The sequence below is a fragment of the Mycobacterium numidiamassiliense genome, assembly GCF_900157365.1.
GTDB classification, from domain to species: Bacteria; Actinomycetota; Actinomycetes; order Mycobacteriales; family Mycobacteriaceae; genus Mycobacterium; species Mycobacterium numidiamassiliense.
Window position 1 is genome coordinate 316,521 of sequence record NZ_FUEZ01000004.1, and the last position, 22,177, is coordinate 338,697.

General features: G+C 65.5%; 27 protein-coding genes and 2 tRNA genes. 16 read left to right on the forward strand and 13 right to left on the reverse strand.

The genetic code is table 11. The annotated features are described in order from the left end of the window. Positions 1-5 precede the first annotated feature (5 nt). Positions 6-590: a TIGR03086 family metal-binding protein gene (locus MNAB215_RS09815; protein WP_077078697.1), complete on the forward strand. Its 585-nt coding sequence runs from the start codon at positions 6-8 to the stop codon at positions 588-590. Positions 591-628: 38 nt separating this feature from the next. On the opposite strand, the gene MNAB215_RS09820 is transcribed toward MNAB215_RS09815, so the two are convergent. Together MNAB215_RS09820 and MNAB215_RS09825 are read right to left on the reverse strand one after the other, a co-directional pair. Continuing rightward, the gene (locus MNAB215_RS09820) at positions 629-1,102 is read right to left on the reverse strand and encodes a DUF4334 domain-containing protein (protein ID WP_077078698.1); all 474 of its coding nucleotides are present in this window, start codon (positions 1,100-1,102) and stop codon (positions 629-631) included. 3 nt (positions 1,103-1,105) lie between these two features. Then, positions 1,106-2,170, reverse strand: a complete 1,065-nt coding sequence (locus tag MNAB215_RS09825) for a pyridoxal phosphate-dependent aminotransferase (RefSeq protein ID WP_077078699.1) — start codon at positions 2,168-2,170, stop codon at positions 1,106-1,108. Positions 2,171-2,261: 91 nt separating this feature from the next. On the opposite strand from MNAB215_RS09825, the gene MNAB215_RS09830 reads away from it, so the two are divergent. Together MNAB215_RS09830 and MNAB215_RS09835 are read left to right on the forward strand one after the other, a co-directional pair. After that, positions 2,262-2,350, forward strand: a tRNA-Ser gene (locus tag MNAB215_RS09830). Positions 2,351-2,384: 34 nt separating this feature from the next. After that, a tRNA-Arg gene (locus MNAB215_RS09835) sits at positions 2,385-2,457 on the forward strand. A gap of 20 nt (positions 2,458-2,477) precedes the next feature. On the opposite strand, the gene MNAB215_RS09840 is transcribed toward MNAB215_RS09835, so the two are convergent. Then, positions 2,478-2,744 (reverse strand): hypothetical protein, encoded by a 267-nt coding sequence (locus MNAB215_RS09840; RefSeq protein WP_245830238.1) that lies wholly within the window; start codon positions 2,742-2,744, stop codon positions 2,478-2,480. 84 nt (positions 2,745-2,828) lie between these two features. On the opposite strand from MNAB215_RS09840, the gene MNAB215_RS09845 reads away from it, so the two are divergent. From MNAB215_RS09845 to MNAB215_RS09855, 3 genes are all read left to right on the forward strand, one after another. Next, complete coding sequence (locus MNAB215_RS09845; protein WP_077078700.1) at positions 2,829-3,419, forward strand: TetR/AcrR family transcriptional regulator; 591 nt, start codon at positions 2,829-2,831, stop codon at positions 3,417-3,419. A gap of 107 nt (positions 3,420-3,526) precedes the next feature. Next, positions 3,527-4,261: a cysteine hydrolase family protein gene (locus MNAB215_RS09850; RefSeq protein WP_077078701.1), complete on the forward strand. Its 735-nt coding sequence runs from the start codon at positions 3,527-3,529 to the stop codon at positions 4,259-4,261. After that, positions 4,258-5,202 carry an aldo/keto reductase gene (locus tag MNAB215_RS09855; RefSeq protein WP_077078702.1) on the forward strand — a complete coding sequence of 315 codons (945 nt, stop codon included), beginning with the start codon at positions 4,258-4,260 and terminating at the stop codon, positions 5,200-5,202. The genes MNAB215_RS09850 and MNAB215_RS09855 overlap by 4 nt, the downstream gene beginning before the upstream one ends. A gap of 34 nt (positions 5,203-5,236) precedes the next feature. Here the strand turns inward: MNAB215_RS09855 and MNAB215_RS09860 are convergent, their stop codons facing one another. Both MNAB215_RS09860 and MNAB215_RS09865 read right to left on the reverse strand, forming a co-directional pair. Beyond that, positions 5,237-6,232 carry a phosphotransferase family protein gene (locus tag MNAB215_RS09860; RefSeq protein WP_083746079.1) on the reverse strand — a complete coding sequence of 332 codons (996 nt, stop codon included), beginning with the start codon at positions 6,230-6,232 and terminating at the stop codon, positions 5,237-5,239. Positions 6,233-6,303: 71 nt separating this feature from the next. After that, on the reverse strand, positions 6,304-6,651 hold the full coding sequence (locus MNAB215_RS09865; RefSeq protein WP_077078704.1) for a nuclear transport factor 2 family protein: 348 nt from the start codon (positions 6,649-6,651) through the stop codon (positions 6,304-6,306). A 127-nt stretch (positions 6,652-6,778) separates the two neighbouring features. On the opposite strand from MNAB215_RS09865, the gene MNAB215_RS09870 reads away from it, so the two are divergent. Then, positions 6,779-7,714, forward strand: a complete 936-nt coding sequence (locus tag MNAB215_RS09870) for a class I SAM-dependent methyltransferase (RefSeq protein ID WP_077078705.1) — start codon at positions 6,779-6,781, stop codon at positions 7,712-7,714. 21 nt (positions 7,715-7,735) lie between these two features. Here MNAB215_RS09870 and MNAB215_RS09875 read toward each other — a convergent pair whose 3' ends face one another. Continuing rightward, positions 7,736-8,683: a quinone oxidoreductase family protein gene (locus MNAB215_RS09875; protein ID WP_077078706.1), complete on the reverse strand. Its 948-nt coding sequence runs from the start codon at positions 8,681-8,683 to the stop codon at positions 7,736-7,738. Between the two features lie 93 nt (positions 8,684-8,776). Between MNAB215_RS09875 and MNAB215_RS09880 the strand changes: the two genes are divergently transcribed. From MNAB215_RS09880 to MNAB215_RS09900, 6 genes are all read left to right on the forward strand, one after another. Continuing rightward, positions 8,777-9,187 (forward strand): MarR family winged helix-turn-helix transcriptional regulator, encoded by a 411-nt coding sequence (locus MNAB215_RS09880; RefSeq protein ID WP_245830240.1) that lies wholly within the window; start codon positions 8,777-8,779, stop codon positions 9,185-9,187. A gap of 58 nt (positions 9,188-9,245) precedes the next feature. Next, positions 9,246-9,656, forward strand: a complete 411-nt coding sequence (locus MNAB215_RS09885; protein ID WP_077078708.1) for an MmcQ/YjbR family DNA-binding protein — start codon at positions 9,246-9,248, stop codon at positions 9,654-9,656. Positions 9,657-9,752: 96 nt separating this feature from the next. Continuing rightward, positions 9,753-9,977, forward strand: coding sequence for a hypothetical protein (locus MNAB215_RS30205; RefSeq protein ID WP_077078709.1), 225 nt, complete (start codon positions 9,753-9,755; stop codon positions 9,975-9,977). Between the two features lie 27 nt (positions 9,978-10,004). Continuing rightward, the gene (locus tag MNAB215_RS29710; protein WP_165691557.1) at positions 10,005-10,163 is read left to right on the forward strand and encodes a DUF6131 family protein; all 159 of its coding nucleotides are present in this window, start codon (positions 10,005-10,007) and stop codon (positions 10,161-10,163) included. Between the two features lie 157 nt (positions 10,164-10,320). Further along, a complete protein-coding gene (locus tag MNAB215_RS09895; protein WP_077078710.1) occupies positions 10,321-11,025 on the forward strand; it encodes a response regulator transcription factor in 705 nt (234 codons plus the stop codon). Further along, positions 11,003-12,532: a sensor histidine kinase gene (locus MNAB215_RS09900; RefSeq protein WP_077081897.1), complete on the forward strand. Its 1,530-nt coding sequence runs from the start codon at positions 11,003-11,005 to the stop codon at positions 12,530-12,532. The genes MNAB215_RS09895 and MNAB215_RS09900 overlap by 23 nt, the downstream gene beginning before the upstream one ends. Here MNAB215_RS09900 and MNAB215_RS09905 read toward each other — a convergent pair. After that, the gene (locus MNAB215_RS09905; protein ID WP_077078711.1) at positions 12,525-13,001 is read right to left on the reverse strand and encodes a lipoprotein LpqH; all 477 of its coding nucleotides are present in this window, start codon (positions 12,999-13,001) and stop codon (positions 12,525-12,527) included. The genes MNAB215_RS09900 and MNAB215_RS09905 overlap by 8 nt on opposite strands. A gap of 169 nt (positions 13,002-13,170) precedes the next feature. Between MNAB215_RS09905 and MNAB215_RS09910 the strand changes: the two genes are divergently transcribed. After that, positions 13,171-15,051: an alkyl/aryl-sulfatase gene (locus MNAB215_RS09910; RefSeq protein ID WP_077078712.1), complete on the forward strand. Its 1,881-nt coding sequence runs from the start codon at positions 13,171-13,173 to the stop codon at positions 15,049-15,051. A gap of 94 nt (positions 15,052-15,145) precedes the next feature. Here the strand turns inward: MNAB215_RS09910 and MNAB215_RS09915 are convergent, their stop codons facing one another. The 5 genes from MNAB215_RS09915 to MNAB215_RS09935 form a co-directional block, all read right to left on the reverse strand. Next, entirely contained in the window at positions 15,146-16,114 is a 969-nt protein-coding gene (locus MNAB215_RS09915) for an NADPH:quinone oxidoreductase family protein (RefSeq protein ID WP_077078713.1), read from the reverse strand. Beyond that, positions 16,114-16,725 carry a TetR/AcrR family transcriptional regulator gene (locus MNAB215_RS09920; protein ID WP_077078714.1) on the reverse strand — a complete coding sequence of 204 codons (612 nt, stop codon included), beginning with the start codon at positions 16,723-16,725 and terminating at the stop codon, positions 16,114-16,116. The genes MNAB215_RS09915 and MNAB215_RS09920 overlap by 1 nt, the downstream gene beginning before the upstream one ends. After that, a complete protein-coding gene (locus MNAB215_RS09925; protein WP_077078715.1) occupies positions 16,722-18,029 on the reverse strand; it encodes an acyl-CoA dehydrogenase family protein in 1,308 nt (435 codons plus the stop codon). The genes MNAB215_RS09920 and MNAB215_RS09925 overlap by 4 nt, the downstream gene beginning before the upstream one ends. A gap of 69 nt (positions 18,030-18,098) precedes the next feature. Next, entirely contained in the window at positions 18,099-18,857 is a 759-nt protein-coding gene (locus MNAB215_RS09930) for an SDR family NAD(P)-dependent oxidoreductase (RefSeq protein WP_077078716.1), read from the reverse strand. A 1-nt stretch (position 18,858) separates the two neighbouring features. Beyond that, positions 18,859-19,914: a phosphotransferase family protein gene (locus tag MNAB215_RS09935; protein ID WP_077078717.1), complete on the reverse strand. Its 1,056-nt coding sequence runs from the start codon at positions 19,912-19,914 to the stop codon at positions 18,859-18,861. 130 nt (positions 19,915-20,044) lie between these two features. Here MNAB215_RS09935 and MNAB215_RS09940 point away from each other — a divergent pair, with 130 nt between their 5' ends. Both MNAB215_RS09940 and MNAB215_RS09945 read left to right on the forward strand, forming a co-directional pair. Beyond that, positions 20,045-20,653 (forward strand): histidine phosphatase family protein, encoded by a 609-nt coding sequence (locus tag MNAB215_RS09940; protein ID WP_077078718.1) that lies wholly within the window; start codon positions 20,045-20,047, stop codon positions 20,651-20,653. A gap of 9 nt (positions 20,654-20,662) precedes the next feature. Next, on the forward strand, positions 20,663-21,712 hold the full coding sequence (locus MNAB215_RS09945) for a phosphotransferase family protein (RefSeq protein ID WP_077078719.1): 1,050 nt from the start codon (positions 20,663-20,665) through the stop codon (positions 21,710-21,712). Here MNAB215_RS09945 and MNAB215_RS09950 read toward each other — a convergent pair. Further along, positions 21,709-22,074, reverse strand: a complete 366-nt coding sequence (locus MNAB215_RS09950) for a LapA family protein (protein WP_077078720.1) — start codon at positions 22,072-22,074, stop codon at positions 21,709-21,711. The genes MNAB215_RS09945 and MNAB215_RS09950 overlap by 4 nt on opposite strands. Positions 22,075-22,177 lie beyond the last annotated feature (103 nt).

The window sequence follows — 22,177 nt, forward strand, 5'->3', positions numbered from 1 at the left end:
GAGTTATGGCTCCTGATTTGCGACCCGGACCAGATTCCCGGCCGAGCGACGAGCTGCATAGCGCCGAGGACACGCTCGGGGTGCTGCTGCACGTGTTGCACCCCATCGCCAGCGACGACCTGTCCCGCCAGACGCCGTGCACCGAGTTTGACGTGGCCCAGTTGACCGCGCATCTGCTGAACTCGATCACGGCGATCGGCGGCATGGTGGACGCGGAATTTCCGGAACGCGACGAGAGCGATTCGGTGGAGCGCCAGGTCGTCGGTGCTGCGCGTGCCGCCCTGGACGCCTGGCACCGCCACGGCCTGGACGGCAGCGTGTCGTTCGGCAAGGGGGAGATGCCGGCGAAGGGCGCTTGCGCTATCTTCTCGATCGAATTCCTGGTCCACGCCTGGGATTACGCCAGGGCGGTCGGCCACGACGTCGAGGTCCCGGCTTCCCTGACTGAATATGTGCTCGACCTCGCGCACAACGTCATCAAGCCGGAGTTTCGCGGCGGTGCCGGGTTCGACGATCCGGTCGACGTGCCTGCGGATGCCAGTGCCCTGGACCAGCTGGTCGCATTCACCGGCCGAAACCCTGCCGGCTAGCGCCTCAGGCGAACCGCCGTCACACGTGAGCGCGAAAGCTACACCCGCTCAAGGTAAAAGTAGTAAAACCGGCCTACCCCATCCTGGAAGTCCCGAACGCCCTTGCCGTTCATGATGCCCATTACGGCATCGTCGTCGATCTTCTTGAAGTGATCGTGCACGGGCTGGCCGTCGTAGACCATCGTGGCGGTGATCTCGCCGCGGAATTCCTCCAGCCACAGGCTCGCCTCGCCCTTGCCCATCTCTTTGTTGGAGAACTTGTTTCCGTCGGCGTCGAGGCAGACCAGAGGCTGCACATCGCTGGCCGAGGTGAAGGTCTTGCCGAACCAGCCGGCCTTCTCCAGCTGGCCGTTCATCTTGTGGCCGGTGACGAACTCGCCGCCCTTCCACTCGCCGAGCATGCCTTCGATCGTGGCGGGCTCGAGCGTCGCCCAGAAGTCGTCGAGCTCGGCGTCGGTGATGCCGTCACCTCGGTCCTTGAATTCGGTAAACATCTTGCGGGCCAAGCTCATTGGTTACTCCTTTGGTGTGATCCAGGCGCGGGCGAATTTCAGCAGGGCATCGTTTTCGTGGGGCGCCCCGATGCTGACCCGGGCACCGTCGGCGCCGTAGGGGCGCACCACGATCCCGGCTTCGGCGGCCCCCGTGACGAAATCCGTTGTGCGGGCACCTAATGGCAGCCAGACGAAGTTGGCCTGGGCCGCGGGTAGCGTGAATCCGGCATCACGCAGCCCGGCACTGACCCGAGTGCGTTCGGCGACCAGGGCATCGGTGCGGGCCAGCAGTTCGTCGGCGGCCTCGAGCGAAGCGATGGCGGCGACCTGCGCGAGGCTCGACACGGTGAACGGTACGTAGACCTTGTCCAGCGCGGTGATCAGCTCGGGTTGGGCCACCGCGTAGCCGATGCGCAGGCCGGCCAGGCCGTACGCCTTCGAAAAGGTGCGCAGCACAACGACATTGCTGTGCTCAAGGGCCAGGCCCAGGCTGTCCGGCGCCATGCCGTCGCGGATGTACTCGACGTAGGCCTCGTCGATGGCGATCAGAATGTCCGACGGAACGGCCCGGACGAAGCGGGCCAGCGCGTCGGGGTCGACGACGGTCGATGTCGGGTTGTTCGGGTTGCAGACGAAAATCAGCCGGGTCCGTTCGGTGACCTCGGCGAGCATGGCGTCGAGGTCGAAGGTGTGGTCGGTCAACGGCACCTTGATCGCGGTTGCGCCCGAAATCTGAACCTGGGGCGGATACAGCTCGAAGCTGCGCCACCCGAAGATCACCTCGTCGCCCGCCGCGGCGGTGATCTGAACGAGTTGCTGGCACAGACTCACCGAACCGCAACCGACGGCGATGTTCTCGGGTGTGAAGTCGGATCCCACGTGCTTGGCCAGTGCCGCCTTGAGCGCTACGCAGCCGTTGTCGGGATAGCGGTTGACGACGTCGGTGGCCTGTTCGATGGCCACGCGGACGCTGGGTAGCGGGCCGAAGACCGTTTCGTTGCTGGCCAGTTTGATCGCACCGGGCACGGTCTTGCCTGGGACATAAACTGGCAGCCCGGCCAGCTCCGGCCGTAGGCGGGCAGTCACTTTGTCAGCATATGCCGCCGCTGTGTACGCTATGCCTCCGGCGGTTCGGGGATCCCGGGAACGGGTCGGGTACCCTCATGAAGTTCAACAGGGAGGCGTGCCAGAGCGGCCGAATGGGACTCACTGCTAATGAGTTGTCCCCCTTAAAGGGGACCGGAGGTTCAAATCCTCTCGCCTCCGCAGAGTTTGCCGGCGGACACACAATTGAACACAAGCGCCCGTAGCTCAACGGATAGAGCATCTGACTACGGATCAGAAGGTTAGGGGTTCGAATCCCTTCGGGCGCGCTCGCACAGCCGAACGGCCGCTAGTCGCTGTCCCCTTCGGTGACCCCATCACGTGACTGAATCTCGGAGGATCCGAGCCGCCGAAGCATCACGAGCGCCGGGATCTTCAGGGTTCGGCCGCCGGCGAGCGGTGTCTTGATCGCGAAGAACACGATCTGCATCTCCAGGCGCATCTCGCGCAGGGGTTGGGTCTTCAGGTCGAAGCGGGTTTCGCGTAAGCGCGTCAGGCTGCGCCCGATGGAGCCGACCAGATCTTTCGGTCCGGGATTTTCGACTTCCGATGCCATGCGGACGACTTTACCGTGCGGGCCAGCCGTGCCCGTTGCCGTGATACGAGCAATATAAGCGACCAGTCGACTACTATTGACGGCGTGCCACGCCCTGCCAACCCCGAGGTGCGGCGCCGACTCCTGGAAGCCGGCCTCGATCTCGTGCACGCTCGGGGCTTTGCGGCCAGCGGCGTCAAAGACATCACCGACGCGGCCGGCGTGCCCAAGGGGTCGTTTTACGCGTATTTCCCCAGTAAAGAGGCCTTCGGTGCGGCGGTTCTCGAGTATTACTGGTCGGATATCGAGGCTCGGCTGCTACCACTTCTCGGCGAGCATGGGTTGGCGCGCAAGCGGATCACCCGCTTCTTCCACGCGCTGGCGGATGACCACGAAGCCGGCGATTTCCTGCTCGGTTGCTTGGTCGGCAACCTCTCGCTCGAGCTCAGCGGGTCCAGTGAGCCCGTGCGCGCGGAGCTCGTCCGCATTCTCGACGATTGGAACGAGGCGCTGACTGCCTGCGTGCGCTCGGGCCAGGGCGACTCGGGCGACGTCCGTAACGATCTCGACGCCGCCGTACTCGCCTCCTTGCTGATCGAGGCGTGGGAGGGTGCGGCACTGCGGGGGAAGGTCACGCGCAGTCGCACGCCCTACGACAGGTTCGAAGCGGTCACCGTCCCGGCCCTGCTGCGCTGATCCATTCCCCGCTGGGAGCGAGTCTGCGGCCGGGTCTTGTTAATTAGACGACCGGTCATCTATAGTCAAGACGACCGCTAGACTTCATACCGGCGAGGACGGGCACCATGACAGACCTGAGCAGTTACGCCGAACCGCAGAACCCCGCGCTTCCGGCTTCCGGCTTCGTGCTCGATCACGCGCACGCGGCACTCGTCATCACCGACCCGCAGATCGATTTCCTCAGCCCCGAAGGCGTCTCGTGGCCGGTGTTCGGTGACAGCATCCGCGACAACCACACGGTGGCTCACATCGGTGAACTGTTCCGCGCCGCCAAGCTGGCGGGCATCACCGTGGCGGTGTCGCCGCACTACTTCTTCCCCTCCGACAAGCAATGGCAATTCGGCGATCCGCTCGAGCAATTCATGCGCACCGTCGGGATGTTCGAGCGGCACAGCCCATACACCACAACGGGTTTCGCGGGCTCCGGCGCCGACTTCCTGCCCGACTACCGGCAATACATCCTCGACGGGCAAACCGTGATCACCTCGCCGCACAAGATTGTCGGCCCGGAATCCAACGACCTTGTGCTGCAACTACGCAAGCGCGGTGTGAACCAGGTCGTCTTGGCGGGAATGGCCGCCAACCTCTGCGTCGAAGGCCATCTGCGCGAACTCGTCGAGCAGGGGTTCGAAGTCGCCGTCATCAAGGACGCCACGGCCGGCCCACGCCTGCCCGAAGGCGACGGCTATCTCGCCGCGCTGGTGAACTTCCGATTCCTTGCCAGCGTCGTATGGACCACAGCCGAGGCCGTCATGCACCTCGGCCGGGAAACCAATCCTCAAGGAGCCCAAGGAAAATGACATCAACCATCATCCCGAATCAGCACAGAATCGCTCTGAACAACGGCGCGGAGATTCCGGCGCTGGGGTTCGGCACGTCGCTTTCCGACAACACCAAGACGGAAAGCGCCGTCAAGGCCGCGGTGGAGGTGGGATTCCGCCACCTCGACGCCGCCGAACGCTACCGCAACGAAGCACAGGTCGGCGCGGCGCTCAAGGACTTGTTCGCGGCCGGAACGGTCCGGCGTGACGACCTTTTCGTGACGACGAAGCTGTGGAACAACAACCACCGGCCCGAGCGAGTCAGGCCCGCGCTGCAGGCCAGTCTCAGCAGGCTGGGGCTCGACGCGGTCGATTTGTTTCTGGTGCACACCCCGTTTGCATTCGCGCCCGGTGACGACCAAGATCCCCGCGACGCGCACGGAGCCGTCATCCGCGACGACGGGGTCACGCTGGAGGAGACCTGGGCCGCGATGGAAGACCTTGTCGAGGCGGGACTGACCCGAGCGATAGGCCTGTCCGACATCGGACTCGACCGCACCCGCGAGATCGTCGACTCCGCTCGAATCAAGCCGGCCGTCGTGGAGGTCGAGTCGCACCCCTACCACCCGCAGTGGGACCTGCATGAGTACTTGACGAAGCAAGGAATCGTCCTGTTGGCGTTCGCTTCGCTGGGGCACGCGCTCGAGCCGCGACTGCTCGATGACCCGCTCGTGGTCTCGATGGCCGGGCAATTCGGCAAGACGCCCGCACAGGTGCTGTTGGCGTGGGGCATTCAGCGCGGCAGCGCGGTGCTCACCGGGTCGGTCAACCCCGCTCGCATCAGGGAGAACTTCGATGTGACGGCGCTTCCCGAGAGCGCGATTCAAGAGATCAACGAGCGCCTGGTCACTCGCTTCCGGTTCAACTCGGTCGCGGACGCCGGCGAACCTGGATTCGCCGAAGTGCCTTCGGGCAGTTAAGGATTCGCAGTGCGCGGCTCGGCGGAGAGGGCGATCACCGGGATTCGATCAGCCCGAGCGCGCGCTCGAACAGATGCACGGTGGCCGCGTGCAGCTGGTCGCCGACGGCCTTCTCCGCCTTGCCGGCGCAGGCCCGGGCGAGCGTCCCTTCGATGACGATGCCGAGCTTGAAACAGGCCAGCACGGTGTACCAGGTGATGTGGGACAGGTCGCGGGTGGTGTTGGCGGCGTAGCGTGCGAACAACTCGTCGGTGCTGGCCAACCCGTCCTGGCCGCCCAGGGCGTGGCTGAACACGGCGCTGCCGTCCGACTGGCGCCAGGTGCACAGCAGCCAGCCGAGATCCAGCAGGGGGTCGCCGATGGTGCACATCTCCCAGTCGACGATGGCAACAACCTCGGGCCCGGTGCGGGAGAACATCACGTTGGCCGCGTGATAGTCGCCGTGCATGATCCCGGGCGTCCAGCTCGTCGGCCGATTGGCCTCGAGCCAGCCGGACACCTGCTCGATGCCGGGGATCTCGGGCCCCGGGTAGCCGTCGTACTCGCTGTAGGAGTCCAGTTCCGAAAGCCAGCGCGGCACCTGGCGTTCCAGGAAGCCGTCCGGTTTGCCGAAATCGGCGAGACCAACGGCAACGTGATCGATCGCGCCAAGCCTGGCCAGCGCGTCGGCCATCGACAATCCCATGCCGTACCGCACCGCCGGATCGCCCGCGTGCAGCGGCGGCAGTCCCTCGCCTGCGTTGAAGCCGTCGATCGGTTCCATCAAGTAGAAGACGGCATCCCCGAGCACGGTGGGGTCCTCGCAGGTGGCAATCAGACGCGGGTGCGGCACGTCGGAGCCGGCCAGCGCCGCAAGGACTTTGGTCTCCCGCAGGATCACGCTGTTGCTGCGCGGACGCAGGTGTCGCGGCCCGCGCCGCAGCACGTAGGGACGAGAAGACCGGGTGAACCGCAGCATCACGTTCTGCGTGCCCCCGGTGACGCCGGAGACATCCTCCAGCGGTCCCTCGCCAAGCCCCCGCTCGGACATCCATCGCGCGACGGCTGTCAGGTCAACCTGTTCCACGTGGCAGAACCTACTCCGCGGGTGGGCGCGGCCCGTCAGCCCTTGGGGTGCGGGGTGTATCGCACGGTCTGCGCGAGGATCATGCCGTCGCGGAAAACGAAGGTGTCGACGCCGTCGTCGACCCGATTGAGGTGCGAGTCGGCGGCCCACTCGAGAAACAAGATGTCGCCGCCGAAGATTTGGGTTTTCAGGTCCCATGCCGCGTCGGGCAGGTCCCCGAGCAGTGCGGTGAAGACCGCCCGAACGCCGTCCTTGCCGTGCGCGGCACCGGTCGCGGTGATCACCACCGAGTCCTCGGTGTAGTCGGCGACGATCTCGTCGAGGTCGCCGGCAGCCAGCGCTTTCCCGTGGTGGGCGAATACTTCCTGCGGCGTACGTGTCATCGCGGCGCTCCTGTGCCAACCCGTGGTCCCTCTGGGAAAAAGCGTAGGCCACGCCCCGCGGGCGGCCCCGCCCGCCGCGGCCTGGAAGACTAGTGAACGCAACCGACTATCGGGGAGGTAAGTAGCGATGCCGCGTACCAACGACGATTCCTGGGACATCACTCAGAGCGTGGGAGCCACCGCGCTGGGCGTTGCGGCCGCTCGAGCCGCCGAGACCGCCAGCGACAATCCGCTCATCAACGACCCGTTCGCGCGAGTGTTCCTCGATGCCGCGGGCAAGGGGATGTGGAGCGTCTACGCGGATCCTGACGTGACGGCCAAGCTGGTCGAAATGGAACCGGGCGCGCAAAGCCGCCTTCAGCTGATGGTCGACTTCATGGCGACCCGGACGGCATTTTTCGACGAGTTCTTTCTCGGCGGGGCCGACGCCGGTGTCCGGCAGGTGGTCATCTTGGCGTCTGGGCTGGACGCCCGCAGCTGGCGGCTACCGTGGCCCGATGGAACGCTGGTCTACGAGCTGGACCAGCCGAAGGTGCTCGAGTTCAAGGAATCAACGTTGCGCGAGCACGGCGCGCAGCCGATCGCCCAGCTGGTGAACATACCGATAGACCTCCGCCAGGATTGGCCGAAAGCGTTGCAGGACTCCGGGTTTGACCCGTCGCGGCCGAGTATCTGGTCGGCCGAGGGCCTTGTCCGCTACCTGCCGGCGCAGGCACAGGATCTGTTGTTCGAACGCATCAATTCGCTCAGTGCGCCCGGCAGCTGGCTGGCGTCCAACGTTCCGGGGGAGGGGTTCACCGATCCGGACAAGGTGCGTGCCCAGCGCGAAGACAATCAGCGCATCCGCGCCACCGCCGCAAAGCTGATCGACGCCGAGATCACGGACTTCGACGATCTCTGGTATCCCGAGGAGCGCACACCTGTCGACGCCTGGCTGGCCGAACGTGGCTGGGACGTGACCGCGCTGAGCTTCCCGGAGCTGATGGCCCGCTACGGCCGCAGCATTCCGCAGGGAGCCGAGAACTCGATGCCGCCGACCAAGTTCGTGTCCGCGCAGCGGTGAGCCAGGCCGAGATCGAAAACACTACGGCGTAAGGACAATTCGTTCGTCGGCATCGGTGTCGTTCCAGGCGGCTGCCACGTCTGCGAGCGGCACGGTGCGCGCATCGAGGGAAAAACCGCCGCCGCTGATTTCGCTGGCGATGGCGGGTAACTCGGCCGCGATGTCGCGAGTGGGGACCGATCCTTGTCCACTGCCGACGATCTGCAGCCGCACGGCCCTTAGTGCGGCGGAGGGGATTTCGGCCGACGCGCCGGCCACCGAGCCGATCTCGATCCAGGTGAGCGGCTTTCCGGGATCGGATCGGTTGCTCGCGATGCCGGCCATCAGGTCGGCCGTGATCGGGCCCCAGAGATAGTCGATGACGACGTCGACGTCACCCGCGAGGCGGGCGAGATCGCTTACCGCAGTGGCGCTGTCGAGCTGGACCGTCTCGGCTCCGAGCGAGCTGACAGCAGCGAGTCGCCGCCCGTCGCGTCCGGCGCCGATCACGCGGCCGGCACCAAGGCGTTTGGCGACCTGCACGGCCATCCGGCCCGAGCTTCCGGTGGCGCCCAGAATCAGCACGGTTTGACCGGGCTCGAAGTCGATGCGGCGACGCAGGGCGACCCACGAGGACATCACCGGATTCAACGCCGCTGCGACCAAGATGGGGTCGGCCCCGTCCGGAAGCACGACGCTGCGGCGCCGGTCGATCACGGTCTGCTCAGCCATCGCACCCATCGTCGTGTCAGGTAGCACGAAGTAGCGCAGCGTGCCGTCGCGCCCGCGCCCGACGCCGTCGATGCCGGGGACCAGAGGCAGCTCACCCGAGCTGGTGTAGTGCGACCCGTCGGCCTGCGACCGCACTCTGCGGTGCAGCCCCGAGGCTACGACGTCAACGACGATCTCGTCGTCTGTCCGCGCGATGGGGTCGGGGAACTCGCGGTAGGCGGGCGGCCTGTCAAAGCTGGTGACGACGGCTGCGTACATGGCATTTCTCTTTCGTCGAACAGGTCCAACATAGGTCGTAACACGAACTAGATTAGATGGCGTTACGAACTATTTCAAGCTATGATTTCTCGCATGGATACGGTCGACGAGCTCAGGGACAGCCTGGTTCAAGCATCGTTTACGGTGATCGCGGTGCTGAGTCGTGTTGCCGCCGAACAGGATCTGTCGCTTACCCAGCTACGCATGCTGGGGATTCTGCGCGATCGCGAGCCGGCGATGGCCGAGCTCGCCACCTATCTCGGACTGGAGCGCTCGACCGTCAGCGGGCTCATCGATCGCGCGGTGCAGCGCGGGCTGGTCCGAAAAACGAGCGATGCCGCGGACGGTCGTTCGGTGCGGGTCAGCCTCACCGCGGAGGCGCGGCGGATGGAAACGGGGGTCATTGCCCAGATCGGTGACCTGCTGGCACCGATGACCGACCGCCTGAATTCAAGCGACCAGAAACGACTGTCCGCGTTGCTCGCCAAGCTCCTCGACCACTAGCGCGCATCGAATTGTCCTGCCCTGCAATGGCGCCCAGTGCCGGAGTAGTGTCGCGGCCATGGCTCATCGACGCGCGCGGGAAAGCGATGTCCACCGCATTGCCGCGTCGATGCCGCACGTGAATCGCTTGGAAGGGCCAAAGGGCAACTCCATTTATCAAGTCGGCGGAAAGTCGTTCGTGTTTTTCCGCACCCCGCAGCCCGACGCGACGGATCCGGAGACGGGCGAACGGTACGCGGACGTGATCATGCTCTGGGTGGAGTCGGAGAGCGACAAGCTGGCGCTGATCCAGGACCCCGGCTCGCCGTTCTTCACCACGGCTCATTTTGACGGTCATCCTTCGGTCCTGGTGCGCGGCAGTCGACTAACGGAGATCACGGCCACGGAGCTGACCGAGCTGATCCAGGCCGCGTGGCTGTCCCGGGCGTCGAAAAGGCGGGCCGAAGCCTGGCTCGCCGACAGCTCCTAGGGCGCGGGCTTTGTCGGTCCCGGCTATGTTTAGACACAAGTCCAATGGGTATCGCTTAGCGACGAGAAGAATTTCTCGGACACAACGGAGGTCACGATGCGTGGTCGCGGTTTACTCGGCTCGATCGTCCTGGTGTGGTTGCTCATCGGAGTCTTTGCCTCTTGGCAGCTGCACTACTTCGAAGACAGTCCACCTGATTGTGCCGCGGCCGGCACTATCGCGCTGACAGTCATCGCGGGGCCGCTGAACTACGGGGTTGTCAATCCAAAGGTTGACTCGTGCCCGAAGCCCCAAGTACCACAGCCTCATTCAGCGCAATAAGTCACTCACGGAAAGAAGGAAGTTGTCATGGTCGCACTCGGAGTCGTCCTGATCATTCTCGGGCTGGTGTTCCCGACCGTCCATATATTGTTCACCATCGGCGTTGTCCTACTGGTGATCGGTGCGGTGCTGTGGGTACTTGGCTCCGTCGGCCGCCCGGTGGGCGGCAGGCGGTACTGGTACTAACCCACCAGCTGCTAACCAGAAGGTCGCGTGCCTGCTCAGCGGGTACGCGGCCTTCTTGCACAGAACACACATAGGAATGTCATAGCGCCGGCCAAGTAACGCGCGGATACTGGATCTTGTGACGACACAGCCCCGAGCCTCCGTAGAGCGCGTGGTCATGTGCCGCGCGGATGGTAATCCGATCAATGTCCTCGTGGTTGACGACGAATCCGTTTTGGCCGAGATGGTGTCGATGGCACTGCGCTACGAAGGTTGGAACATCGCGACAGCGGGGGACGGATCGTCAGCGATCGCCTCGGCTCGTGCCCAGCGGCCCGACGTGGTCGTGCTCGACGTCATGCTTCCTGACATGAGTGGGCTAGACGTCTTGCACAAACTGCGCGAAGAGAATCCACAGCTACCGGTGCTGCTGTTGACGGCCAAGGACGGCGTCGAAGACCGGATCGCCGGGCTGACCGCGGGCGGCGACGACTATGTCACCAAGCCGTTCAGCATCGAAGAGGTCGTCCTTCGGTTGCGGGCCCTGTTGCGGCGCACCGGGGTGACGACCGTGGACAGCGGCGCGCAGCTCGTGGTCGGCGACTTGGTGCTCGACGAAGACAGCCACGAGGTGACCCGCGCCGGTGAACCGATTTCGTTGACGTCCACCGAATTCGAGCTGCTGCGGTTCATGATGCGCAACTCCAAGCGCGTGCTGAGCAAGGCGCAGATCCTCGACCGGGTGTGGAGCTACGACTTCGGCGGCCGGTCCAACATCGTCGAGCTGTACATTTCCTACCTGCGCAAGAAGATCGACAGCGGGCGCGAGCCCATGATCCACACGCTGCGTGGCGCGGGCTATGTCCTCAAGCCGGCCCGCTAGCCTTCGGCGCGTTTGGTCGTTGCGGCTGCGGCTGCTGGCCGGGCAGCTCATCGTGCTCGGCCTGGTGTGTGTGGGAATCGCGGCGGTAACTGAACTTTCGCTCAACCACCACTTGGTCAAACAGCTCGACGCGCAGCTCGGCGCCGCCTCCTACCGCTCGGCCCTGATGTACCCCGAACCGAACCGACCGGGATGGCAGCACCGCGAGCATTCCTACTATCCGCGACCTGGACCCGGCCCGCGATTCCTCGATGCGCCGGGTCAGCCGGCCGGGATGGTGGCCGCGGTGACCAGCGACGGCAAGACGGTCGATGCCGGTTACCTGACCAGCGACGGAGGCCGGGCGGCCTTGAGCGACAAGGCCCAGGCCCAGCTCGCGTCGATCTCCGGCAGCCGCACGCCGATGACCCTCGATCTCGATGGTCTGGGACGGTACCGCGTGGTCGCCGCGTCCAGCCGACGCGGCGACGACGTGATCGTGACCGGTCTGTCGATGGGCGACATCGACGCCACGTTGCTCCGGATGCTGGTGATCTTCGGGATCGTGACGGTCGTCGCGCTGGCCGCCGCGACGATTGCCGGCGTGGTGATCATCCGTCGAGCGCTCGCTCCGCTGCGCCGCGTCGCCGCAACGGCGCGCAAGGTGTCGGATTTGCCGCTGGCCCGCGGTGAGGTGGAGCTGCCGGTACGGGTCTCCGAAGGAGACGCCAATCCGTCGACCGAGGTGGGTCAACTCGGCTCGGCGCTCAACCGGATGCTCGACCACATCGCGGCGGCTCTGGAGACACGGCAGGCCAGCGAGACCCGGGTGCGCCAGTTCGTCGCGGACGCGAGTCACGAACTGCGCACGCCGCTGGCCGCGATCCGCGGCTACACCGAACTCACCCAACGGATGGGCGACGACCGTGAGGCGGTAGAGCACGCGATGAGTCGGGTCGCTTCCGAGACCGAGCGGATGACGCGACTGGTCGAGGACCTGCTGCTGCTGGCCCGGCTGGACTCCGGTCGACCGCTGGAGCGCGAACCCGTCGACCTGTCGCTGCTGGCGGTCGACGCGGTCAGTGACGCCCACGTCGCCGGACCGGATCACCAGTGGGAGCTCGACCTGCCCGAGGAGCCGGTGGTCGTCACCGGTGATGCGGCACGGCTGCATCAGGTGCTGACGAATCTGCTTGCCAACGCCCGCGTCCACACCGGCGCGGGAACCGTGGTGACGACCCGGTTGAGCACCGACGCGACACAGAATGTGCTGCAGGTGATCGACAATGGCCCCGGCATCCCGGCCACGCTGCAGTCGGAAGTCTTCGAGCGGTTCGCTCGCGGCGATACCTCGCGCTCCCGCAAGGGCGGCAGTACAGGGCTGGGGCTGGCGATCGTCTCGGCGGTCGTCAAAGCCCACAACGGCACGATCACGGTCGACAGCTCACCCGGACATACCGAGTTCACGGTGCGGTTGCCACTCAACGGGTGGCAACCGCCCGCAGCGTCGTCCGAGTCGGCTAGCTAGAGCAGGTCACATTGATTTCGAAGGGCTTGTTGACCGGCTGCATCGGGTTGGCCATGTCGACGCCCGTGGCAGTGCCGCTGATCTTGTAGCTATTGCCGTCCTTGGTCGCCGAGGCGTTGCCCTGGCCGGTGCCCTGCGTGTATGCAAGCGTCACACCGTTGACGTTGCCGAGCCCGACGGACTTCACCACGGGAGGGTTGGCGTCGGACAGCACGGCGGCGATACCCGTCGCCGCCCCGCCGATCGCAATGTTGACGTTGCCGCCGGCCGTCGTGCAGACGACCGAGCCGGTCACGTTCTGGTTCTTCCCGTCGATGCTCACCAACGGCGCCCCGCCGCCGGACGCCGCCGCACTTGTACTGCCCGAAGAGCCGCTACCGCTCGATGTTGACTTGTTGCTCGAACAGCCGGAAATGCCCGCGGCCAATATGGCCGCCGCGGCCACCACGATCGCCAGTTCACGCTTCACCTGTGCTCCTTTGCCGATGTAGCAGTCCTCCGAGGACGGAGGGCCATCCGGGCAGTATGCGGGTTAACTGAACCCCAGATCCAGGGTCTCGCGAAAGTCGTTCTGTGTTCATTGGTCACTTGACAAGATTCTGGAACGCTTCGTGGAATAGAGCGTTGATGGCAAGGTATTGCCGGTGGACCACAAGTCTCCCACCGCAATTATCGAGTCCGCGCATGGCGAGCACGCCCTGCCATTCCACGACACCACCGATTTCGACAACGCCGACCGCGGCTTCATTGCTGCCTTATCGCCGTGCGTCATCAAAGCCGCCGACGGCCGCGTGGTGTGGGACAACGACTCCTACTCCTTCCTTGACGGTCCCGCGCCGACGTCGGTGCACCCCAGTCTGTGGCGACAATCGACGCTTGCCGCCAAGCAAGGTTTGTACGAGGTGGTTCCGGGCGTCTATCAGGTCCGCGGTTTCGACCTGTCCAACATCAGCTTCATCGAGGGCGACACCGGCATCATCGTCATCGACCCCTTGGTGTCCACCGAGGTAGCCGCCGCGGCGCTGGATTTGTACCGCACCCACCGGGGCGGTGACCGTCCCGTCGTCGCGGTGATCTACACGCACAGCCATGTCGACCACTTCGGCGGCGTGCTGGGCGTCACCTCCCAGGCCGATGTGGACGACGGCAAAGTGGCGGTGCTGGCTCCGGAAGGCTTCACTGCGCACGCCGTGCAAGAGAACGTCTATGCCGGTCCGGCAATGACGCGCCGAGCCACCTATATGTACGGCAGCATGCTGGAACGCGGACCCCAGGGACAGGTCGGCTGCGGACTGGGCCAAGCCGCCTCCAACGGCGAAGTCGCGATCATCGTCCCGACCGTCGATATCCGGGAGACCGGCGAAAAGCACACCATCGACGGTGTGGAGATCGAGTTCCAGATGGCGCCGGGCACCGAGGCGCCTGCCGAAATGCATTTCTATTTCCCGCGTTTCCGCGCACTGTGCATGGCCGAGAATGCGACCCACAATTTGCACAACCTGCTGACCCTGCGCGGCGCGCTGGTGCGCGACCCGCACGCCTGGTCGGGTTATCTCACCGAGGCCATTGACCACTTCGCCGAACGCGCTGACGTGGTCTTCGCCTCCCACCACTGGCCGACCTGGGGACAAGACAGCATCGTCGAATTCCTTTCCCTGCAACGGGATCTGTATGCCTACCTGCACGACCAGACGCTGCGGCTGCTCAACCAGGGCCACACCGGCGTTGAAATCGCCGAGACATTTCAGATGCCGCCGGCTCTCGAGCAGGTCTGGCACACCCGCGGTTATTACGGCTCGGTCAGCCATAACGTCAAGGCCGTCTATCAGCGTTACATGGGCTGGTTCGACGGTAATCCCGGACGGCTGTGGCAGCATCCCCCGGAGGCCCTCGCACCCCGCTATGTCGATGCGATGGGTGGTATCGACCGGGTGGTCGAGCTGGCCAAGGCCGCGTTTGATTCAGGGGACTTCCGTTGGGCTGCAACACTACTGGACCACGCGATCTTTACCGACAGCGAGCATGCCGGCGCCCGGGGGCTCTACGCCGACACCTTGGAGCAGTTGGCGTATGGCGCCGAGAACGCGACCTGGCGGAACTTCTTCCTCAGCGGGGCGACCGAATTGCGCGACGGCAACTTCGGCACCGCCGCCCAGACCACCTCTCCGTCGATGCTGACCCAGCTGACACCGGACCAGATCTTCGACAGCCTCGCCATCGCGGTCAATGGACCGGGTAGCTGGGACCTCGATCTCGCCTTCGACTTCTTGTTTGAGGATTCGGGTGCGAATTACCGGCTCACACTGCGCAACGGCGTGCTGGTCTACCGCGAGCGTGCACCGGACCACGCATCGGCAAACGTTACGGTCAAGCTGGCCAGCAAGATTCGGCTCCTGCAGGCGGCATTCGGGGACTCTAGCTCACCCGGGCTCGAATTGTCCGGCGATGAATCTGCGCTGCGGTCGCTGCTGGGTGCGCTCGACCGGCCGGATCCGAACTTCAATATCGTGACGCCGTAGCTGACACAATTTCCTCACGCGCCACGCCGCGAAGGGATCGTCGGTTCTGCCCGCCTGCGAGCGACAACGGGCGTGGCCGACAAGGCGGATGACGTCAGGCGACGTCGATCACCACTTTGCCGAGCACCTTGCGTTCGGCCACATGCCGCAACGCCGCCGCGGTTTCGGACAGCGGGAATCGTGCGCCGATGTAGGGACGGACCGTGCCTCCGGCGAATAACCGCGCCAATTCGGCATCGTCGCGGACGGCCTCATCGGGGTAGTCGCTCGCGAAGGTGCGGATCTCCATGCCGCGCACGTAGAGGTCTTTGAGCAGAACAAGATTGAGCGGTATGGTCGGGATGGTGCCCGCCGCATAGCCCAGGGTGACGAACATGCCACCGCGTGCCAGACCCCGCAGCGCCGGTTCCGAATACTGTCCGCCGACGGGATCCAGAACCACTCGCGCGCTGTCGCCGGTGAGTTCGCGGATGCGGGTCTTCAGGTCCTCGCGGTCGTAGTCCACGGTGGCCTCGGCGCCGCGCCGGCGGCACAGCTCGAGCTTTTCCGGACTGGACGCCGCGGCCAGCACCCGTGCCTTCATGGCCACCGCCAGGTCGACGGCGGCCAGCCCCACACCACCCGCGGCGCCCAGCACCACGACCCAATCACCCTCTGCCACAGCGGCTGTCGACCGCAACGCGTAATACGCGGTGCGATACGTGACACCGAATGCCGCGGCCGAGGCGAAGTCGGCGTCATCGGGAATGAGCATCGCCTGGCTCGCGTCGAGCAGCGCCTGTTCGGCGAACGCGCCGAAGGTCGTTCCGGCGACGCGCTGTCCGGGACTAATGGCTGCGCCCTCACCGGCGGCGATCACCTCGCCGGCGATCTCGTTGCCGGGGATGAACGGCGGCGGAATCTTGATCTGGTACTTGCCCTCGATGAACAGCACGTCGGGGAAGTTGACCGCCGCGGTGTGTACCCGGACCAATATCTGGCCGGGGGCAGGGACCGGCTCCGGAACATCGTCGAGCACCAGGTTCTCCGGCGGACCGTAGCTTCGGCAGACGACCGCGCGCATCACTTGACCCCCAGTCCGTTCAAGCAGAATCGCACCACGTGTGCGATGTCGTCGGGCCCGGGCCGGTCGGCCGAACCCATGTAGCGCCGCAGCGTTGCGGCGGTGCAGCAGAACACCGCCTCGACGTCGCGTTCCACATCGCTACTGCCCAGCGCCGCAACCGGTTCGGTGAGCAGATCACGCAGCGGCCACATCATCTCCTGGTCGACCGTACGCCAGTTGGTGCCTGCCGACATCTGCCCGGCCGCCGCGCGGCTCTTACTGATCAGGTCCGGCTCGGCGACCTGCGCCAGCGTGCCCTCGATCCACCGCGCGATCTTGTCCTGCGGCCTGGATTCCTTGGCCATCCGGTGCTGCAGGTAGGACACGACGATCCCGACGCCGCGTTCCATCACTGCGAGGATGAGATCGTCTTTGCCGGCGAAGTATCGGTAGAACGCCTTGTTCGACGAGCCGGCCTCGGCGACGATGTCGCTGACGCGGGGCGCGTCGGGGGCGACCCGCTCCATCACGCGCACGGCCGCGGCCAAAATACGTTCCACCTCCTCGGTGGCCTCGCGCTGGCGGTCGTCGAGGGCACGCTCGACGGCCGCGGTGACTCGGTTGCTCACGGCGAAACGGGAAGCGCCGGAACGCTGCCCACGAGCGCGCCGTACTTCGCGCGGGCCGCGTCGCGCCGGACGTCCAGCATTTCGCCGGGCCACTCCCCGTCCTCGGCGTCGTAGCCCTTGAGGAGCATCCGGGCCAGGTTGACCTTGTGCGCCTCCGTGGGACCGTCGGCCAGCCCGAGCGCGATGCCCCCGAGTAGCACATTGACCAGTGGCAGCTGGTCGGTGAGCCCGAGCGCGCCGTGCACCTGGATCGCGCGCATCCCAATGGATTTCAGCACCTGTGACGCCAGGATCTTGCAGGCCGCGATCTCGGCCCGCGCAGCCCGTTCGTCGCCGTTGTCGATGAGCCACGCCGCGTGCAGCACCGTCAACCGGAAGGGAATCAGCTCGGTGTACGAGTCGGCGACGAACTCCTGCACCAGCTGCTTGTCGGCGAGCAAACTGCCTTGTGTGAAGCGGCTTTTCGCGCGCCGAGACATCATGTCGACCGCTCGCTGGGCCATGCCGATCGAGCGCATGGCGTGGTGTAGCCGCCCGCCGGCCAGCCGGGTCTGCAGGATCAGGAAGCCCTGACCGGCTTCACCGAGCAGCGCATCCGGGCCCACCCGGACGTCGTCGTAGTGCACGAGCGAATGCCCGGGTTCATGCGGGTCGGCGCCGACCAGGTGATGGTTGGCCTCCAGGACCAAGCCCTCGGTGCCCGCGGGGACCAGGAAGGTCGATGCGCCGGTATGAACCGCGACGTCCGGGTCGGTGATGGCGACGACGATGAAAAACGAGGCGACAGAAGCGTTGGAGGAGAAATACTTTCGTCCGGTGATCACCCAGTCTTCACCGTCGCGGACGGCACGGGTGGTGAAGACCCGCGGGTCGGCCCCGCCCTGCGGCTCCGTCATGGAGAAGCAGGAAAAGATCTCGCCGGACAGCAGCCCGGCCAGATAACGGTCCTTCTGCTCCTGCGTCCCGAACCGCGCGATGATCTCTGCGTTGCCGGTGTCGGGTGCCTGCGTGCCGAACACGATGGGCGCCCACGGGCTGCGGCCCAGGATCTCGTTGATCAAGGTCAGCTTGACAGCGCCAAAGCCCTGGCCGCCGAGTTCTGGGCCCAGATGTGGTGCCCACAAGCCGTTGTCGCGGACCTGCTGCTTGAGCGGATCAACGATGCGGCGACGCTCGTCGTTCAGCGGCAGGAATTCGCACCCTGGGAAAAGCACCTCCAGGGGCTCGACTTCCTCGCGGACGAACTCGCGGATCCAGTCCAGCTTCTTCTCGAACTCCGGTTCGGTGGAGAAGTCCCAACTCATTCGATACTCCTACCTCGCTCATTGTGGCGACTCGCTACGCTGCGCACCGCTGCGCTTGCGATTGCCATGTCAGGGGATCCCGCCGTCGGATCGCAAGATCGACCCGGTGGTGAAACTGGATGCGTCGGATGCCAGAAACAGTGCAGCACCGACGATTTCACGCGGGTTGCCGGCGCGCTTCAAGGAGAGGTGGCCGAAATTGTTGCCGTTACCCAGATCCCATGCCTTGCTGACGTCGGTCAGGTACGGTCCGGCCATCAGCGTGTTGACCCGCACGGTCGGCCCGAACGCCTGGGCCAGTCCTTCGGTCATGGCGTTGAGACCGGCCTTGGCTGCGGCGTAGGGAATGATGCCGCCGTTCGGGCGCAGCGATCCGGTGGAGCTCACGTTGATGATGGATCCGCGACCGGCAGCCACCATCCGCTCGCCGACCAACGCCGATAATCGGAAGGGCCCCTTGAGATTCAGGTTGACCACCGCGTCGAAGAGCTTCTCGGTGACATTGCTCAGCTTGTCGTACAGCGGAGACATGCCCGCGTTGTTGATCAGCGTGTCGACCTTGCCGAACCGCTCGTAGGTCGCGTCAACGAGGCCGTCGAGCTGATCCCAGCGCCCCACGTGCACTTGGTAAGCCATCGCGGTCCGGCCCGTCTCGGCCTCGATCTCTTTGGCGGTGGCCACGCAGTTGTCCATGTTGCGGCTGGCGATCACCACGTCCGCCCCGCAGTGTGCGGCCGCGAACGCCATCTCGCGGCCAAGTCCACGGCTGCCCCCCGTGATCAGGATGACGCGGTCGGACAGGTCGAAAAGCTGGTCGGCGTAACCCATTTCAGCGGCCTCCCGTCGGCCCGGAAGGCAGCGATCGGGCCAGCTCGGCCGCCGTCGTGATCAGCCGGGGGATCATCGACCCGAAGGCATCCTGGATGTTCGGGTCGACCTTTCCGGTGCGCACCCCGGCCGCGTAAGTCTTCTCCAGCACGATACCGAGTTTCCAGTTGGCCAGCACCAGGTAATAGTCGATGTTTTCGGTGGACAGCCCGCTGATCTTCTCGTAGTGCCCCAGCAATTCGCTACGGGTCGGCATGCCCGACATGTCGAGATAAAACCCGTCTTGGCGGGGGTTTTCGCCGTCGTAGCCCAGCAGGCACCACGCAAGGTCCAGCAGCGGATCGCCGACCGTCGTCATCTCCCAGTCCACGATGGCGGCCAACCGGGCCGGCTCGCCGTGCGCGAACATCACATTGGCGAACTGATAGTCGCCGTGCATGATGCCGGGCTGGTAGTGCGCGGGCCGGTTGCGGCGCAGCCAGTCGGACGCTTCGTCCAGCCCGGGAAGCTCGCGCACCTTGTAGGCGTCGAGGAAGGTCAGCCAGCGATCCACCTGCCGCTCGTGGAATCCGTCCGGGCGGCCGAATCCCTCGAGCCCTTGGCCGCGCCAATCCACCCCGCCCAGTTTGGCGGCGCCCTCCACGAGTTGGAACGCCAGCCCGCGCCGCGCCGCAAGGTCGGTGTCGTACGGCGCCTCCCAGCCACCGTCCATCGGGCTCCAGCCGTCGATCGCCCGCATCACGTAGAACGGCATGCCCAGCACGGTGCCGGTGTCGTCGGCAGCCACCAGCTCGGCGTGCGGTACGTCCGTGCCCGACAGCGCCCTTACCAACCGGATCTCGCGCAACAACCCGTCGATGCGGGCAGCGTCGGCGCGAGCCCCGGGCATCCGCAGCACCATGCGCTCGGGACCGCGCCGGATCAAATACAGCGTGTTCTGCGAACCGCCCTTGAGCAGTTCCATCAGCAGTTCTTCGCCACTTCCCGGAGCATCGTTCGCATCCAGCCAACGACCAAGAACGCCCTGATCCAGTTGGGTTTCACCAGCAGTCGTCATTGTCCGCACACCCCACTCTCTGCGCAGAGAATAGCATTCTCCGCCGGGCTGGCAAGGTGTCGTGGGCCTCCTCATGCGAGGCTTAGTGCAGCTAACCGATGCCGCACCTGCCATATGAGGGGACACCGATATGCAACTGGTTCTGGTCCGCCATGCGTTGCCGCTGCGCAGCGAAGCAGGCCAGGGTTCCGACCCGGACCTCTCGGAGGAAGGGCGCGCGCAGATCGCACGCCTGCCCGAGGCGCTGGCCAGGTTTCCGATCTCCCGGGTCGTCAGCAGCCCGCAGCGCCGCGCCATCCAAACCGCGGAGCCGGTCGCCGCGGCGCGAGAGCTCGCCGTCGAGGTGGACGACCGGTTCGCCGAATACGATCGCGACCTTCCGGTCTACATCCCAGTCGAGCAGATCCGCGCGGAAAACCCGAAGGAGTGGGAGCGATTGGTCCAAGGGAAGCTGCCCAGTGCGGTCGACGAACACGCGTTCCGGGCGCGGGTGCTGGCGGCGGTCGACGATCTGGTCGGCTCCGGCGATCCCGACGACACCGTTGCGGTGTTCAGCCATGGCGGGGTGATCAACCTGCTGCTGCACGAGATTTTGGGCACGGCCCGGCTGTTGTCTTTTCTGGTGGACTACGCATCGGTGACTCTGCTGCGGTACTCGCGCTCCGGCCAGGCGACGGTGGCGGGTGTCAACGCGGTCGAACACGTGTGGGATCTGTTACCGCGCAACCAGCGATGGTAAACAAGTTCGGTGACTTCGGCTGACCGACTCGACGGGCTGGACCTGCCCGCGCTGGACCGGTATCTGCGTTCGCTCGGCATCGACCGCGATGGCGAGCTACGGGCGGAGTTCATCTCCGGCGGCCGCTCCAATCTGACGTTCCGGATGTATGACGACAAGACGAGCTGGCTGATTCGGCGCCCGCCGCTACACGGGCTGACGCCTTCGGCGCACGACATGGCCCGCGAGTACAAGGTGGTGGCCGCGCTGCAGGGCACACCCGTTCCGGTCGCCCGCACGATCGCTTTGTGCGAGGACGACGCCGTGCTGGGTGCGCCGTTTCAGATCGTGGAATTCGTTGCCGGGCAGGTGGTGCGCCGCCGCGCCCAACTCGAGGCGTTCAACCACACCGTCATCGACAAATGCGTTGACGCGTTGATCCGGGTGCTCGTCGACTTGCATAGTGTCGACCCAAATGCGGTCGGCCTGGCCGATTTCGGCAAGCCCAGCGGCTACCTGGAACGCCAGGTGCGCCGGTGGGGTTCGCAGTGGGAGTTGGTGCGGCTGCCCGACGACCATCGCGACGCTGACGTCGAACGGTTGCATTCCGGTCTGCAGCAAGCCATTCCGCAGCAGAGCCGAACCTCGATCGTGCACGGAGACTACCGGATCGACAACACCATCCTGGACGCCGACGACCCGACCCGGGTGCGCGCCGTGGTGGACTGGGAGCTGTCCACCCTGGGAGATCCGCTGTCCGACACGGCCCTGATGTGTGTGTACCGCGATCCCGCGCTGGATCTCATCGTCAATGCGCAAGCCGCCTGGACGTCGCCGCTGCTGCCGACGGCCGACGAATTGGCCGACCGGTACTCGCTGGTTTCCGGGTTACCGCTGGAGCACTGGGAGTTCTACATGGCGCTGGCGTACTTCAAGCTCGCCATCATCGCTGCCGGCATCGATTTCCGCCGGCGGATGTCGGATCAGGCGCGCGGAAAAGGTGAGTCCGACCACATGCCTGAGGTCGTGGCGCCGCTGATCTCCCGCGGCCTCGGGGAGCTGGCGAGGCTACCCGACTAGACGGTCCCGTTGATCCCGGGTTGCAGGTCGTTAGCCGCTGCGAAGTGCTTCTTCGCCGCGCGGCGCAGCTGAATGATTCGCGCGGAGCCGACCGCCACGGTGAGCAGTCCGCCCCCCACTGCCGCCAGCAGAAAGGAGACGCCGAGCGGCAGGCTCCAGTGCCACCCCAAGAACTGGAACGGCGTCGAGGCCGTGTTCTGGGCTATGAAGACCAGCAGCAAGATCAAGGTCAGGAAGCCGCCGATCAGTGCCGACCACAAGGCGGCCGCGCGGGTGAACTTGACTGCCTTCTCTCCGGGTGCCGGGCCGACGGGTGGAGTCGGCGCGGGCGGGATAGGTGAGTCAGGTGGGTTGCTGCTCATGTACTTATCTTTGCCCTATCTGCGGCAGAAAGAAACCGACAACGCCGGAATGCCCGCCACGGTTGTGCGACGTCGCAGCGGCCGGATGATTCTGACGTTAGGG